Genomic DNA, 15,033 nt, shown 5'->3' on the forward strand with positions numbered 1-15,033 from the left:
CCCTACCCCGACGTCATCACCACGCCCGGCGTGTCACCGGGGACCCCCCTCATCCGCGAAGAGCCGCATTACCGCAGGTCAGAGTCGCGATCGACGGCTGAAGCACTGGGCGTGGGCTCTGTCGCCCGTTGAGAGAGACGAGACGAGCCCGGTGAGGGCGGCGCGAGGGGGGAAAGGCCCAGTGGCCGCGCGGTTCGCGCTCAGCCGGCATCCTGCTGCGCCGAGCCGCTGCCTGAGCTCAGCCATACAGCGTATGACGGCCGCAACCTCCTCCGGTTGCGGCCCGTAGTGCTCGGGATGCGGATCGGTGCGGGTCAGGCCACCGGCTCGACGTCGAGCGAGGCGAGCAGTTCGCGGATTCGACGCTCGATCTCGTCGCGGATGGGCCGCACGGCGTCGATGCCCTGGCCGGCGGGGTCGTCGAGCTGCCAGTCCTCGTACCGCTTGCCGGGGAAGATCGGGCAGGCGTCGCCGCAGCCCATGGTGATCACGACGTCGGACGCTTGGACGGCGTCGGTGGTGAGCACCTTGGGCTGCTCGGCGGTGATGTCGACGCCGACCTCGGCCATCGCCTCGACGGCGACGGGGTTGATGCGGTCGGCGGGCATCGAGCCGGCGGACCGGACCTCGACGGCGCCGCCCGAGAGCGCGCGCAGGAAGCCCGCGGCCATCTGGGAGCGGCCGGCGTTGTGCACGCAGACGAACAGGGCGGACGGCTTCGTGGTGGCGTGGGTGTCGGTCACGGTGGTCTCCGGGGTTCGGTCGTTCACGGGGTGGGCAGGTCGAGGTCGGGCAGCAGGTCGGTGAGCAGTGCGCGCACGCGGGTGTCGAGCTCGTCGCGGATGGCGGCGACGCCTGCCGGGGAGGCCAGGGCGGGGTCGCCGACGAGCCAGTCCTCGTACCGCTTGCCGGGCAGGATCGGGCACACGTCGCCGCAGCCCATGGTGATCACGACGTCGGCGGCGCGGACGGCGTCGTCGGTCAGCGGCTTCGGGAACGGCTCGTCGGTGCCCAGTGCGGCGAGCTCGGGGCGCACGGCGGGGTGCACGTCTGCCGCCGGGGTGGACCCGGCGGAGCGGACGACGACCCGGTCGCCGGCGTAGTGCCGTACGAGCGCGGCGGCGAGCTGGGAGCGGCCGGCGTTCGCGACGCACACGAACAGCACCTGGGGAGCGTCCGCAGTACCGGTGTGGGCGTTCGTGGATGCCTCGCGGGTCAGGTCGTCCAGCCGCTGGCGGGCGAACCTGTCGGTGAGGGTGAGCAGGTGCGCCGAGACCTTGGCCGAGCGGGCCAGCGCCGTGTACGACTCGCGCACGGTGCGCAGCACGACGTCGTCGGCCAGGTCGGGATGAGTGGCCGCGAGGTCGGCGGCGAGCCGGTCGAGCGCGGCGTCGGCGTCCTCGAGCCCGGTCAGGTGCGGGTGCTCGCCCAGGGCGTCCAGGGCGGCGGGCGCGAACGACTCGAGCAGGGTGCTGATCGCGGACTTGTAGCCGGGGGTGATGTGATACCAGACCCACGTGCCGCGCCGCTCGGAGGCGAGCACGCCGACGTCGCGCAGCACCTTGAGGTGATGGGAAACCGTGGGCTGGGACACGTCGGTCAGCTCGGCCAGGTCGCACACGCACGCCTCCCCGGCCGGCGCGGTGGCGAGGAAGGACAGCATCCGCAGCCGCAGCGGCTCGGCCAGCGCCTTGAGCGTGGCCGCAACCGCGCCCGCGGCCTCGGTGCCGATCGCGTGCGCCTCGATGCGGGGCCCGCAGTCCGGGTCGCGCACCGTCAGCGGCACACTCCCCTCGGTCGTGTCGGTGGCGGTCATGACCTCACCTCGTCCAGCTCTCGTGCGGGCGGCTCGATGGAGTAGGGGGCGACGGCGAACCATCGCCGGGCGACCCACAGGGACACGTAGACCAGGCCCACCAGGACCGGGACCTCGATGAGCGGCCCGACAACCCCGGCCAGCGCCTCGCCGGAAGTGGCGCCGAAGGTGCCGATCGCCACCGCGATGGCGAGCTCGAAGTTGTTGCCCGCCGCGGTGAACGCCAGCGTGGTCGTGCGGGCATAGCCGAGGTCGAGCAGCTTGCCGAGCACCATCCCCAGGCCCCACATGACGGCGAAGTACACCAGCAGCGGCAGCGCGATCCGCACGACGTCGAGCGGGTTCGAGGTCACGGCGTCGCCCTGCAGGGCGAACAGCAGCACGATCGTGAACAGCAGCCCGTACAGAGCCCAGGGGCCGATCTTCGGCACGAACCGCTCCTCGTACCAGTCGCGGCCCTTGGTCCGCTCGCCGATCCAGCGGGACGCGAACCCCGCCACCAGCGGGATGCCGAGGAAGACCAGCACGTTGAGCGCGATCTGCCCGATCGAGACGTCCAGTCCCTGGGTGTCGAGGCCGAGCCAGCCGGGCAGCACGGTGAGGTAGAAGTACCCGAGCAGCGAGAAGGCGATCACCTGGAACACGGAGTTGATCGCCACCAGCACCGCGGCGGCCTCCCGGTCGCCGCAGGCCAGGTCGTTCCAGATCACGACCATGGCGATGCAGCGTGCCAGGCCCACGATGATGAGCCCGGTGCGGTACTCGGGCAGGTCGGGCAGGAACGTCCAGGCCAGGGCGAACATCAGCGCCGGGCCGACGATCCAGTTCAGCAGCAGCGAGCTGACCAGCAGCTTCTTGTCGCCGGTGACCGAGGCGACCTTGTCGTAGCGGACCTTGGCCAGCACCGGGTACATCATCACCAGCAGCCCGAGCGCGATCGGGACCGAGATGCCGCCGACCTCCATCGAGGCCAGCACGTCCGACAGACCCGGGACGAACCGGCCCACCAGCAGGCCACCGAACATGGCCAGGCCGATCCAGGCCGGAAGCCAGCGATCCAGGGTGGACAGGCGCCGGACGGCGTCGGTCTGCGGGGTCGCTGCGTCGCTCACCGGGCCACCTCCCGCGCGTCGGCGTCAGCGAGGGCGGCAGGGAGCCCGTCAGGGTTGGGCGCCGTCGGGGTGCCGGCCAGGGACTGCTCGCCCTCGGCGTCGGCGACCTCGGTGAGGTAGGACTGGGCGTCGAGCGCGGCTGAGCACCCGGAACCGGCGGCGGTGATCGCCTGGCGGTACGTGTGGTCGACGGCGTCGCCGCAGGCGAAGACGCCGGGCAGGTTGGTGCGGGTCGAACGGCCCTCGACGAGGATGTAGCCCTCGTCGTCCAGGTCAATCTGGCCCTTGACCAAGTCGGTGCGCGGGTCGTGACCGATGGCGACAAACAGCCCGGTCGTGTCGAGCTCGCGCTCGGCGCCGGTGACGGTGTCGCGCAGGGTGAGCCCGGTGACCTTGTTCTCGCCGGAGATGCCGGCGACCTCGCTGTTCCAGGCGAACTCGATCTTCGGGTCTGCCTGGGCCCGGTCGGCCATGATCTTCGAGGCACGCAGCGAGTCGCGACGGTGCACGATCGTCACCTTGGACGCGAAGCGGGTGAGGAAGGTGGCCTCCTCCATCGCGGAGTCGCCGCCACCGACGACGGCGATGTGCTGGTCGCGGAAGAAGAACCCGTCGCACGTGGCGCACCACGAGACGCCGCGGCCGGAGAGCCGCTTCTCCTCGGGCAGGCCCAGCTCGCGGTAGGCGGAGCCGGTCGCGAGGATCACCGCACGGGCCTTGAACGTCTCGCCGCCGCCGGTGACGACCGTCTTGACGTCGCCGGCGAGCTCCACCTGCTCCGCGTCGTCCCACAGCACCTTGGCGCCGAACCTCTCGGCCTGCTCGCGCATCGCCTCCATGAGGTCCGGGCCCTGGATGCCGGCGGGGAAGCCGGGAAAGTTCTCGACCTCGGTGGTGTTCATGAGCGCGCCGCCCGCGGTCACGGACCCCGCGATCACGACGGGAGCCAGACCAGCCCGCGCGGCGTACACGGCCGCGGTGTAGCCCGCCGGGCCAGAACCAACGATGACAAGGTCGTGGACCTGCTGTATCGACATACGTCAATATTGACACATGTCTATGTTGTAGCCAACCCGGGCCCCTCCACACCGGAGACCTGCTCGGCTCCGACCGGTGGGCCCGAACCATGTTCTCCGTTCGTCCGCCCACGTGAGAGAGAATCGGCGCATGAAGATCGAGCTCTTGGTCGTTGACGCATGCCCGAACGTGGCGCCCGCCCGCGCTGCGCTGCGCCGGGTCCTGGATCGGGCTGGCCTCGACGCGCCGATCGCCACCGTGGTCATCGATGACGACGACCAGGCCCAGGCGCGCAGCTTTCTCGGATCGCCGTCGTTCCACATCGACGGGCACGACGTTTTCCCCGCCCCGGGCTCCCAGCCTGGAGTGGCGTGCCGGGTCTATCCCACGGCCGCCGGCCTGCGTGGAGTGCCCGACGATCATGCGCTGGGTGCCGCGGTCGCGGCCCGCACCGGGCGCTGACCGTGCTCGACCGGCCCTAAGGTGCCGCCTCGGGCCCATGGGCACGTGTCGGGTCGTATGGGCGGTGACGTCGAATCGCCCCAACAGTGATCGGTGCCCCGATCGCTGCGGGCAGGAGCCAGAACGACCAGTCTGGTAGCCGTTCCCACAATGGCAAGTGCGGCCCGTTGTCGACGTAGAACGCGGTCAGCATCGCGACGTACGCCAGGCTCATCCACGCGATGTGCGCGACGTCGTCCCCGCTGTGGCGGCGGTTACGCCATCCGAGCGACGCGGCAGTCAGCGAAGCTCCCCCGAGCACCGCCAGATGGACCGTCGCAGGCCAGCGGATCACGACCATGACCGCCATCGATCCGAAGAGGGCGGCGATCCCGCCGAGGAAGACACGCCCCGCTCCGATGTGCCACCGACCGCCCTTCACGGCAAGCATCGCGACAAGTCCCGCGAGCACCGCCGTGATCCCCGCAGTGATGTGCAGAAGCAGGGCCATGTCGAACACCGGACCCGCGTCCGGTTCCGGCAGACCCGGGATATCGATCACGACTGCCTCCGGCCTTGGGGTACCCCCTTGCCCAGCGTCTCACCGACCGAGCCTGTCGGAGTGGCTCAGGTAGGTCGCGGGGCGTACATGATGACGGCGACACCGGCGAGACAGATGAGGGCGCCGGTGACGTCCCACCGGTCGGGCTTGAAGCCGTCGACGACCATGCCCCAGGCGAGGGACCCGGCGACGAAGATGCCGCCGTAGGCCGCGAGGATGCGGCCGAAGTTCGCATCCGGTTGGAGCGTGGCGAAGAAGCCGTACAGGCCGAGAGCGATCACACCCGCGCCGATCCAGACCCAGCCCTTGTGCTCACGGATTCCTTGCCATATCAGCCAAGCACCGCCGATCTCGAAGAGGGCGGCGGCGCCGAACAGCAGGATCGAGCGGGCAAGGTTCATCGGGCGGCCTCCTGGGCACCGAGCAGGTCGTCAAGCATGGTGCGCGCCTCGGGCGGCGCGGTGATCGTCAGGTCGAACGTCGAGTCGTGCAGGTCGATCCGGAACGTGTAGAACGCGCAGCAGCCCTGCTCGGCCTGCGCGAGAGCGGTGGCGCGCCCCAGAGTGCTGGTCGGGAGCGTCACGCGAACTCCGCCGTTCACGTCGGCGCGCGGCGCGCCGGCCAGCAGCTCGCGCCAGTCGGCGACCCGGCCGCCATAGTCGTCGCCGTCGAGGGAGCACGCGATCGGGGTACGAGGCTCGTCCACGACCGGGAGGGCCGGCCGCGCGCGATCGAGAAAAGTGCACCCGGCGTCGCAAGGCTCGGCGCGGTCGGGCAGGGCGTCCAGCCGCTCGACGGCCGTCGCCAGGGTCGAGCGCAGCGCTTCAAGGGAGGCGATCCGCTCATCGACCTGGGCCGCGTGCTCGACGAGCATCGGCCGGTACGTCGCGCGCACGCTGTGGCACGGCTCCGACTCCCACGCAGTGACGAGCTCGCGCACCGCGGGCAGCGGTAGGTCGAGGTGCTTGGCCTGGGCGATGAACGCGAGCCTGTCGACGGCCGCGTCGCCGTCGACGCGGTAGCCGTTCTCAGCCCGGTCCGCCGGCAGCAGGCCCTCGGACTCGTAGAAGCGCAGCGTGGACGCCGGCACTCCGGTACGCGCCGACAGCTCGGAGATCCTCATGACCACGACGGTAAACCTTCGACTCGGCTTGAAGGTCAAGCCCTCGTTGTCGGAAGCCCTCGGGGCACCCACCGAATCAGAGCATTCCGAATCTCCCCTACCCGCCCTGTGTACGGGCGCCGAGCCGCCGCGAGTCAGGGCCCCGGGTTGGACGCGGGAGTTGCTGCTTGCCGTTCGCTGCGCGACGGTGCGGGGTTCTCGAGGTGCGGCAGCGGGGGTAGTGCGACGCTTCCTCGAGCTGCACGTAGGCCGTTGAGGATGACCACGACTTCCGCGATCTCGTGGACGAGGACGACGCCGGCCAGCCCGAGCACGCCGAACAGGGCGAGCGGGAACAGCACGAGGATGATAGCCAGGGCGAGCAGGATGTTTCCGGTCATGATCCGCCGGCCACGGCGGGCGTGGGCCAGGCCCTGGGGCACGAGGCGAAGGTCGCTGCCGGTGAAGGCGACGTCGGCGGTCTCGATGGCCGCGGCTGAGCCGCCGGCGCCCATCGCGATGCCGACGTTGGCGGCGGCCAACGCGGGCGCGTCGTTCACGCCGTCGCCGATCATGGCCGTCGGGACTCGTTGGGCCGACTCGCGTACTGCGCGTTCCTTGTCCTGCGGCAGTTGCGCGGCGCGCACGTCGGGGATGCCCGCCTCGCGGGCGAGAGCGTTCGCCGTGCGCTCGTTGTCGCCGGTCAGCATCATCACCCGGACGCCGTCGTCGGCAAGGTGGCGGACGGCTTCGGCGGCCTCCGGGCGCAGTTCGTCGCGGATGCCGAGGAGCGCGACGGGAGCGCCGCCGATCTCCACGGCGACGACGGTCATGCCCCGTTCTTCCAGCTTCGCCGCGTCGGGCTCGAGGTCGCCGGCGTCGATCCAGCGGGTGGTGCCGACGCGCACGGGTGTGCCCGCGACGATGCCTTGCAGGCCGCGGCCGGGGTGTTCTTCGACGTCGTCGGCGCGGGAGGCTGCCGGCGCGGCGGCGAGGATCGCCGCGGCCAGGGGGTGGGTGCTGCGGGCCTCCAGCGCTGCTGCCAGCACGAGGGCGCGCTCGCGCGTGGTGTCGGGGCTGGTGACGACCTCGACGACCTCGGGCCGGTTGAGGGTGAGCGTGCCGGTCTTGTCGATGGCGACGGCGCGGACCGTGCCGAGCTCTTCGAACGCTGCTCCGGACTTGATGATCATTCCGAAGCGGCTGGCGGCGCCGATGGCGGAGATCACGGTGACGGGGACGGCGATCGCCAGGGCGCAGGGTGAGGCCGCTACCAGGACGACGAGGGCTCGCTGGATCCAGGTTCCGGGATCGCCGACGACGAAGCCCCAGACGGCGACCAGGACAGCGGCGACCAGCACGATGGGGACCAGGGGGCGGGCGATGCGGTCGGCCAGGCGTGCGCGCTCGCCCTTGCGCGCCTGGGCCTCCTCGACGAGGCGCACAATCGTGGTCAGGGAGTTGTCGCGTCCGTCCGCGGTGGCCTCGACCTGCAGGGTGCCCGTGCCGTTGATGGCGCCGGCGGGAACGAAGTCGCCGGGGCCGACCTCGACCGGGATGGACTCTCCGGTGATGGTCGAGGTGTCCAGCGAGCTACGCCCGGAGGTCACGACGCCGTCGGTGGCGAGCCGCTCGCCGCCGCGCACGACGAGCAGGTCCAGCTCGCGAACCTGGTCGGCGGGGATGTCGATCTCGCCAGACAGCCGGGAGATGCGGGCCGTCTCGGGCATGAGGTCCAGGAGCGCGCGCAGGCCGTGCCGCGCGCGGTCCATGGCACGGTCCTCGAGGGCTTCCGCGATCGAGAACAGGAACGCCAGCGCGGCCGCCTCGCCGACGTGGCCGAGGGCCACGGCGCCGACGGCGGCGATGGTCATGAGCAGCCCGACGCCGAGGCGCCCACGCAGCAGTCGCCGCAGCGCGCCGGGGGCGAACGTCCAGGCGCCGGCGAGCAGGCTCGCGGCCTGGACGACACCCGCAGACACCTCGAGGCCGCTCCACTCCAAGCCGTACCCAGCAGCGAGGAGGACGCCGGAGACCGCGGGCAGCAGCAGCGCGCGGTCGCGCCACCACGGCGCGAGCTCTTCCTGCGCGTCCTCTTCGTCGTGGCCGTCGCGGCCTGTCCCGTCGGCGCCGGCCGGTGACTCGGCCGAGCCGGTCTTCCCGGCCGCGGAGGACGAACCCAGCCCGAGGGGCATAGGCCGGTCCTCGGGCTCGTCGGGGCCGCAGCACTCGCGGCTCATGCGCCGACCTCGCAGGCGGTGCAGCCGGGTACCTCGCACAGCGGGTTGGCGCACTCGCGCCCGTCGCGAACGTCGAGCACGACGCGAACGAGCTCCCCGAGCGCGGCGCTCAGGTGCGGGTCGGCGATGGCGTACCGGGTACGACGCCCGTCGGGTTCGGTGAGCACGAGCCCGCAGCCGCGCAGGCACGCGAGGTGGTTCGACACGTTGGACCGGGACAGGTCCAGGCTCGCCGCCAGGTCGGCGGGATACGCCGGGCCGGCCAGCAGGCGCTCCAGGATGCGCGCCCGGGTTGGGTCGCTCATGGCACGCCCGAGCCTGCCCATCACCTCGATGCGGTCGACAGTGTTCAGCATGCGGTGAACAGTACATGGAGGACTGAATCGACGGCCAGAGCTGACCGACCTTCGGACATGCGAGCGAGCTGCGTTATCTGTTCGTGACTTTCTGGGTCGTCGTCGGGTACATTCGCTCCACCTCACGATCGTGGGGTGCACGGGCGGGCGCCGAGCCCTGCCGCCGCTGCGTGCTGATCGACACCCGGCAGGGACGGGGGAACCACTTTCGGGCGCCGCAGGTCGGCGTCCTCGGGGTGAAGCCACGCGAGCATGCCTCGCTGGCCGGGTCAGTCTCCGACCCGAATCCGACAGCTAACCTCGCAGGCGCCAGGAGATATCGATGCGCGTTTGCGTTTACCCGTGCCCTGTGCCCGAATTCCATCTCACGCCTGCCGCGGGCCGACTCTTGTGTGGTCTCGCATGAGGCACGGCCACACCATCCCGGCGGGGGCACGACAGGCCCGCCCGACCCGCAGCCGCTCGGCACGCGGCCGCCATGCCGAGGGCCGCAAGCCCGGCACGCGAACCGGCGCCCGCATCCTGGGCGGCAGCCTCGGCGTCGCCGCCATGGTCGCCACCACGGCGGCCTTCGCGATCACCACCGGCGAGCCTCAGCACGCCCACGCCGAGACGCTCGGGCAGAACCCCGACACGCAGGCACAGGAAGCGACAGGGGCCTCGAAGCAGGTCACCGCCGCCCCGCCGATCGTCGTCGACCGGTCCGCCAAGATCTCCAGGACCGAAGAGCGAATGAAGATCAAGATCGAGCCGGCACCTCCCGAGCCCAAGCCGACCCCGCCGCCCGAGGCCGCATCGGACGCACCGCAGGAACAGGCTGCCGACGCGGCTGACGGCGGTGGGGCGCTGCCCGGCTGCGTCGCCGCGGTCGATGAGGGATCGGCCAACGGGCAGGTCCCGGACGACCAGCTGTGCTCGCCCTGGGACGGGGCGCAGCAGGTACGCGCGGATGCCGCCGAGGCGCTGGCCGAGCTGAACGAGGCCTACGTCGCCCGGTTCGGCGAGTCCATGTGCATCTCGGACGGCTACCGGTCCTACGACCAGCAGGTCGCGACCAAGGCGGCCAAGGGCTACCTCGCCGCCACGCCGGGCACGTCCAACCACGGCTGGGGTCTCGCGGTCGACCTGTGCGCCGAGACCTACGCCGGGGAGCGATGGGACTGGCTCGCAGACCAGGCGCAGACCTCCGGCTGGGACAACCCGGACTGGGCGCGTCCGGGCGGCTCGAAGTACGAGCCGTGGCACTGGGAGCTCGTCGAGGGCGTCGCGGCACAGGAATCCTGAACCCGGCACGTGCGCCGTGGCGGACGACTGTGATCTGCGAGTCAGGTTCACGCCCTAGGATCCTTCTCGCCATGGTTGCCACGACCCGACACCCAATCGTCACGACCGCGGTGCGGTGCGTGCTCGGGATCGTGCTGCTCACGCTCGCCTGCGTGCTCGGGCTGACCGTGGTCGACTCGCCGCCGTCGGGCACCGCGTCCGCGTCAGGTTCGGTGGATGCGGTCGCGACCCTCGCGGACGGCCCGAACCTCGAAGCCCCCGTGGCCGCGGGCGGCGAAGAGGTCGCTCCCGGAGCGCCCGCGGGTCACCACGACGACGGGACATTCGCCCTGTTGTGCCTGTGCGCGATGCTTGTGGCCACGGCGCTGGTGACGGCGCACCGGCGCCCGGTGCGCCGTGCCGCGATCATGGCGGTTCGCGGTGGTGAGGACCTTCCACGTGGGCCCGTCATGGCACTTCCCGCTCGGCCGGACCCGCTCACCTGGGGCGTGAGCCGCACGTAGGTGCTCCGCGAGCCGCCGTGCGACCACCTGCGCGCGTCGCACGGCCCGGCCACGTCCTGATGCGGGACGCGGCCGACGAGAGGCCAGGGCCGCCGCCGTCCTGAATGAGGGCTGTCGGCCGTCTCGACCCCCTGTGCCTCACGGGCTCCGTCGTGCACCTGCCACCGCTCCTGTGAACCCCGAGGAACCCTCATGACTACCCGCCGCGTACTGCAGTCCGTGCTCGTCGCCACCGTGATCGCCGTCATCGGCCTCGTTGTCTGGCTCGTGAGCTCAAGCGACTCGCCCGAACCGACACGAGCCGCGTCCGGGGCCGACGCGCCCGCCGTCGTGAACGACGAGACCCACATCGTGAACCAGGCTCAGGACGAGAAGGCCGTCCTGGTGGAGTTCCTCGACTTCGAGTGCGAGGCCTGCCGCGCGTTCTATCCCGCCGTCGAGCAGCTACGAGCCACCCAGGGCGACGAGCTGACCCTGGCCATCCGGTACTTCCCCATCCCGTCGCACGTGAACTCGACGAACGCCGCGGTGGCCGTCGAGGCTGCCGCCCGCCAGGGGCAGCTCGAGGCGATGTACCAGCGGATGTACGAGACCCAGGCCGAATGGGGCGAGCAGGGCGACTCCCAGGCCGACGTCTTCCGCGGCTTCGCCGAGGACATGCACCTGGACCTGGAGCAGTACGACGACGACGTTGCCGACCCCGAGGTCGCGGCCCGCGTCCAGCGCGACTTCGACGACGGCCGCGCGCTCGGCGTGCAGGGCACACCGACGTTCTTCCTCGACGGGCAGCGGCTCGAGGTGTCCAGCCCGGATGAGCTGGTGCAGGTCGTGCAGGAGGCGCTGGCGAAGTGAGCATCCCCGAGGTGGTCTTCTCCGGCGGGCTCGCGCTGGCGGTGCCCCTCGCCCTCCTGGCCGGGCTGGTGTCCTTCGCCTCTCCGTGCATCCTGCCGCTCGTACCGGGGTACCTCGGTTACATCGGCGGGATGGGCGAGCAGTCGTCCCGGCGACGGCTGCTGGCAGGGGTCGGGCTCTTCGTGGCCGGGTTCACCGTCGTCTTCGTCGCCTACGGTGCGCTCTTCGGCGCGCTCGGGGCGTGGTTGCTGCGATATCAGGGACCGCTGATCCGGATCCTCGGGGTGTTCGTGATGCTGATGGGCTTGGTGTTCGTCGGCCAGATCGGACCGCTGCAGCGCGTCGTGCGCCCGTCCTGGACACCGCGGGTGGGCATCGCCGGCGCGCCCGTGCTCGGGGTGGTCTTCGGCCTGGGCTGGGCACCCTGCCTGGGCCCGACCCTGGTCGCGATCTCGGCACTGAGCATCGATGCCGCCTCCGCACCGCGCGGAGCACTGCTCGGCCTCGTCTACTGCCTGGGCCTCGGGGTGCCGTTCGGGCTCATCGCCTGGGGCTTCGGCTGGGCCCAGCGCTCGACGACCTTCCTGCGCCGACACCTGCGCACCATCAACGTCGCCGGCGGGATCGTCCTGATGCTCGTCGGGCTCGCCATGGCCACGGGCGCGTGGTCGCTGCTGATGACGAACGTCCAGGCCTGGGTGAAGGGCTTCGTGACACCGATCTGACGACCTCGACAGCATCGCCATCCGTCGCTAGCATCGCCGTATGACGATGCAACAGGCTCCGCCGCGGCCCGAGATCGACCGGGTGGCCACCGGAGCGTTCGCCGACCTCTTCCACGCCCTGTCCGACGCGACGCGGCTGGCGCTGTTGCAGCACCTCGCGATCGGTGAACACCGCGTGCGCGACCTGGTCGAGCATCTCGCCCTCGCGCAGTCGACCGTGAGCAAGCACCTGGCGTGCCTGCGCGAGTGCGGGCTGGTATCGGTGCGCACGCAGGGGCGCGCGTCGTGGTTCTCGCTGGCCGAGCCCGAACTCCTGGCACGGCTCCTGGCGGGGGCGGAGCAGCTGCTCGACGCGACCGGGGACCGGGTCACGCTCTGCACGCACCTCATGCACCCCCACTCGCACGCTCCCGCGTCCTCGTCTGTGGGAGTGTCCTGATGGGTGCCGGGCACAGCCATGGGCCGGCGGCGTCCGACGGTGGCGGTACGGCGCCGGCGCACCGGCGCAGGCTGGCGATCGCCTTCGGGATCACCGCGACGATCGTGGTCGCCCAGGCAGTCGGGTCCGTGGTCACTGGCAGCCTGGCTCTGCTGACCGACACCGCCCACGCCGTCACGGACGCCGCGGGTCTGCTGGTGGCGCTGGTCGCGGCCACGCTCATGCACCGGCCGGCCGACAAGAAGCACACCTGGGGATTTCGCCGCATCGAGGTGATCGCGGCGCTCGGCCAGGCGACGCTGCTCATCGTCGTGGGTACCTACGCGGCCGTGGAGGGGGTGCGTCGCCTGGTCGAGCCGCCGGAGGTCCCGTCCACCGAGCTCCTCGTCTTCGGCATCGTCGGTCTGGTGGCGAACATCGTCGGCATGCATCACGGTCCTGTCCTCCAGCCGCGGGGCCAACCTCAACATGCGCGCCGCGTTCCTCGAGGTCCTCAACGACGCGCTCGGCTCCCTGGGCGTGATCGTGGCGGCGATCGTCATCGCGACTACGGGCTACCAGCGCGCCGACGCGATCGCCGGACTGTTCATCGCCGTGCTCATCGTGCCCCGCGCGTTCACGATCATGCGCCAGACGTTCCGGGTGCTGATGGAGTACACCCCCGAGGGCTTGGATCTCGACGAGGTCCGGGAGCACGTCCTGGCGCTCGAGCATGTGCGAGACGTGCACGACGTGCACGCCTCCACCGTCGCGACGGGGCTGCCCGTCATCTCCGCGCACGTGGTGGTCGACGACGCGTGCTTCGCGGAGGGCCACGCGCCCGACATCCTGCGTCGCATCCGCACGTGCGTCGCCGAACACTTCCCGGTGTCGGTGGAGCACTCGACCATCCAGCTGGAGACGTCACGGCTGCGCGCGGACGAGCATGCGTCCGCCGGCCACGCGTGACCTCTCCCCCACGAAATCAGGGTGCCTCGGGCCGGCTGCCGAGACGCCGCAGGTAGTCGTTGTAGGCGTCGAGATCGGGGTCGCCCTCGGCGTCGATGCGCCGGTCGGCGGCGGCGACCTTGCGGGTCTCGTCCTTGTTCCACCGCACGAAGATGATCAGCAGCATGATCAGCGAGGGCAGCTCGCCGTACGACCAGGCGAGCGCCCCCGCCGTGCCCTGGTCGGCCATGACGTCCACGCCCCACGACGCCGGCGGGTGGGTGAACGCGGAGACCAGCGGGGCGCTGGCCATCATCACGATGACGCCGAAGAACGCGTGCGTGGGCATCTCGATGAACATGTCGGCCGCACGGCCGAGGTGACCTTGCGGCTTGGGCAGCGGGTCACGGGACAGCACCGGGACGGTGAACAGGATTCCGGCGAGCAGGAACAACAGCTCCAGCGAAAGGTGCCCGCCCCAGGTGGACAGCAGGTCCCCAGCGAGGTCGCTGAGGTACAGGGCGTAGAAGCACAGCAGGAACAGCGGGATCATCAGCGCCGGGTGCAGGGCCACCCGCCCCGGCCACGACCGCAGCCCCCACCGCGCCGCGACGAGGACCGGGCGCCCGGCACGGTTGTGCGGGACTGTGCGCAGCAGCAGCGTCCCAGGACGCCCGAGCACCAGCAGCGGCGGGACCGCCATCATGAGGGTCAGCTGCTGGAACATGAACACCGAGTACATCTCGAGTCCGTAACCCTCGACCCCGGCGCCCATCACGATCGTCAGGACGGCGCAGCCGCTGAGGAACGACAGCGTGGCCCAGGGCGACCACCGGCGACCGGTCGTCCACACGTGGATCGCGCCGGCCAGGTAGAGGGCCGCCGCGAGCAACGCGATCACCGGGATCACAGGGATCGGCTGGATCGTGGGGGCGAGGTACGTCTCCCACGAGGGGGGCGCGGTGGGCACCCAGACCGGACCGTCGAACTGCGCCGGGACCGTCACCACGGCGAACCACCTCCACCTCAGAATGCCGCACGGACCGTAACAGAGACCACTGCGCGAGGGTTCAGGCGCACGGCGCGACGCGTCTAGGATCGACCCTGCCATGGCTGCTCAGACCCGGACCCGTGCAGGATCGACCGTCACGCGCTGCGTGCTGACGGTCGTGCTGCTCGCGCTCACCGTGTTGCTTGGCACCACGGTGCTGGAGACGGCCGGACCTTCGCCGGCGGCGACCTCGAGCGCGTCCAACACATTCAGCACCTCGAGCACGTCCGACCACGTCGTCGCGGCGGGTGGCGAACACTACGTCGAGGCCCTTGGCGCGGCCGCGCACGGTGCGCTGCCGGACGCCTACGAAGTTGTCGAGGCCGGTCATGGCGACGAGCCGGTCAGCCTGCTGTGCCTGTGTGCCCTGCTCGTGGCCGGCATTGCGATGCTCGTACGCGGTGCCGCGACGCTGTGGCGGCAGGTGGCCTCAGCCGGCGACCGGGGGCTTCGCGCCATGCCCGCTGGTCTGGGCGGAGCATCCCTCCAGCGCAGGGGCGCTCTGGCCTGGGGAGTGTGCCGCAGGTAGACCCGCCGGTGGCGTGACGTCGACGTCGCCACGTCGAGCGTCCCGCCCCGTCAGCTCACCTTGCCCCTTCCTCGCTC

At 71.2% G+C, this 15,033-nt stretch carries 17 protein-coding genes, 1 pseudogene and 1 riboswitch; of the genes and pseudogenes, 8 read left to right on the forward strand and 10 right to left on the reverse strand.

All coding sequences use genetic code 11. The features are described 5' to 3' along the window. Positions 1-314 precede the first annotated feature (314 nt). Genes IEW03_RS19165 through trxB form a run of 4 tightly spaced genes read right to left on the reverse strand, consistent with a single transcriptional unit; the run spans position 315 to position 3,965 of the window. Positions 315-743: an arsenate reductase ArsC gene (locus IEW03_RS19165; protein WP_188525326.1), complete on the reverse strand. Its 429-nt coding sequence runs from the start codon at positions 741-743 to the stop codon at positions 315-317. A 23-nt stretch (positions 744-766) separates the two neighbouring features. Further along, complete coding sequence (locus IEW03_RS19170) at positions 767-1,816, reverse strand: metalloregulator ArsR/SmtB family transcription factor (protein WP_188525327.1); 1,050 nt, start codon at positions 1,814-1,816, stop codon at positions 767-769. Then, on the reverse strand, positions 1,813-2,928 hold the full coding sequence (gene arsB / locus IEW03_RS19175; RefSeq protein WP_188525328.1) for an ACR3 family arsenite efflux transporter: 1,116 nt from the start codon (positions 2,926-2,928) through the stop codon (positions 1,813-1,815). Before arsB ends, IEW03_RS19170 begins: the two co-directional genes overlap by 4 nt. Continuing rightward, entirely contained in the window at positions 2,925-3,965 is a 1,041-nt protein-coding gene (trxB, locus tag IEW03_RS19180) for a thioredoxin-disulfide reductase (RefSeq protein ID WP_188525329.1), read from the reverse strand. Before trxB ends, arsB begins: the two co-directional genes overlap by 4 nt. Before the next feature lie 130 nt (positions 3,966-4,095). Here trxB and IEW03_RS19185 point away from each other — a divergent pair, with 130 nt between their 5' ends. Next, positions 4,096-4,407: a DF family (seleno)protein gene (locus IEW03_RS19185; protein WP_188525330.1), complete on the forward strand. Its 312-nt coding sequence runs from the start codon at positions 4,096-4,098 to the stop codon at positions 4,405-4,407. A gap of 16 nt (positions 4,408-4,423) precedes the next feature. Here IEW03_RS19185 and IEW03_RS19190 read toward each other — a convergent pair whose 3' ends face one another. From IEW03_RS19190 to IEW03_RS19210, 5 genes are all read right to left on the reverse strand, one after another. Beyond that, positions 4,424-4,948: a DUF2306 domain-containing protein gene (locus tag IEW03_RS19190; RefSeq protein WP_229738440.1), complete on the reverse strand. Its 525-nt coding sequence runs from the start codon at positions 4,946-4,948 to the stop codon at positions 4,424-4,426. Between the two features lie 65 nt (positions 4,949-5,013). Then, positions 5,014-5,349: a YnfA family protein gene (locus IEW03_RS19195; RefSeq protein ID WP_188525331.1), complete on the reverse strand. Its 336-nt coding sequence runs from the start codon at positions 5,347-5,349 to the stop codon at positions 5,014-5,016. Beyond that, positions 5,346-6,071 (reverse strand): MerR family transcriptional regulator, encoded by a 726-nt coding sequence (locus IEW03_RS19200; protein ID WP_188525332.1) that lies wholly within the window; start codon positions 6,069-6,071, stop codon positions 5,346-5,348. Before IEW03_RS19200 ends, IEW03_RS19195 begins: the two co-directional genes overlap by 4 nt. A gap of 134 nt (positions 6,072-6,205) precedes the next feature. Further along, the gene (locus IEW03_RS19205; RefSeq protein WP_229738441.1) at positions 6,206-8,245 is read right to left on the reverse strand and encodes a heavy metal translocating P-type ATPase; all 2,040 of its coding nucleotides are present in this window, start codon (positions 8,243-8,245) and stop codon (positions 6,206-6,208) included. Between the two features lie 41 nt (positions 8,246-8,286). Next, on the reverse strand, positions 8,287-8,646 hold the full coding sequence (locus IEW03_RS19210; protein ID WP_188525334.1) for an ArsR/SmtB family transcription factor: 360 nt from the start codon (positions 8,644-8,646) through the stop codon (positions 8,287-8,289). A 161-nt stretch (positions 8,647-8,807) separates the two neighbouring features. Continuing rightward, positions 8,808-8,969, forward strand: a riboswitch (cyclic di-AMP (ydaO/yuaA leader). 79 nt (positions 8,970-9,048) lie between these two features. Between IEW03_RS19210 and IEW03_RS19215 the strand changes: the two genes are divergently transcribed. From IEW03_RS19215 to IEW03_RS19240, 6 genes and pseudogenes are all read left to right on the forward strand, one after another. After that, entirely contained in the window at positions 9,049-9,930 is an 882-nt protein-coding gene (locus tag IEW03_RS19215) for a M15 family metallopeptidase (protein WP_188525335.1), read from the forward strand. A gap of 71 nt (positions 9,931-10,001) precedes the next feature. Beyond that, entirely contained in the window at positions 10,002-10,433 is a 432-nt protein-coding gene (locus IEW03_RS19220; RefSeq protein WP_188525336.1) for a hypothetical protein, read from the forward strand. Between the two features lie 192 nt (positions 10,434-10,625). Continuing rightward, entirely contained in the window at positions 10,626-11,285 is a 660-nt protein-coding gene (locus tag IEW03_RS19225) for a DsbA family protein (protein ID WP_188525337.1), read from the forward strand. Next, positions 11,282-12,010 (forward strand): cytochrome c biogenesis CcdA family protein, encoded by a 729-nt coding sequence (locus IEW03_RS19230; protein ID WP_188525338.1) that lies wholly within the window; start codon positions 11,282-11,284, stop codon positions 12,008-12,010. The genes IEW03_RS19225 and IEW03_RS19230 overlap by 4 nt, the downstream gene beginning before the upstream one ends. A 46-nt stretch (positions 12,011-12,056) precedes the next feature. Next, positions 12,057-12,449 carry an ArsR/SmtB family transcription factor gene (locus IEW03_RS19235; RefSeq protein ID WP_308808276.1) on the forward strand — a complete coding sequence of 131 codons (393 nt, stop codon included), beginning with the start codon at positions 12,057-12,059 and terminating at the stop codon, positions 12,447-12,449. Further along, a pseudogene (locus tag IEW03_RS19240) lies at positions 12,449-13,397 on the forward strand (cation diffusion facilitator family transporter). Before IEW03_RS19235 ends, IEW03_RS19240 begins: the two are co-directional and overlap by 1 nt. Before the next feature lie 16 nt (positions 13,398-13,413). Here IEW03_RS19240 and IEW03_RS19245 read toward each other — a convergent pair. Further along, entirely contained in the window at positions 13,414-14,382 is a 969-nt protein-coding gene (locus tag IEW03_RS19245) for a cytochrome c oxidase assembly protein (RefSeq protein WP_229738449.1), read from the reverse strand. Positions 14,383-14,485: 103 nt separating this feature from the next. Between IEW03_RS19245 and IEW03_RS19250 the strand changes: the two genes are divergently transcribed. After that, positions 14,486-14,956: a hypothetical protein gene (locus tag IEW03_RS19250; RefSeq protein WP_188525341.1), complete on the forward strand. Its 471-nt coding sequence runs from the start codon at positions 14,486-14,488 to the stop codon at positions 14,954-14,956. The last annotated feature ends 77 nt before the right edge of the window (positions 14,957-15,033 follow it).

It is taken from the genome of Isoptericola cucumis, from assembly GCF_014635665.1.
Taxonomy (GTDB): Bacteria; Actinomycetota; Actinomycetes; order Actinomycetales; family Cellulomonadaceae; genus Isoptericola; species Isoptericola cucumis.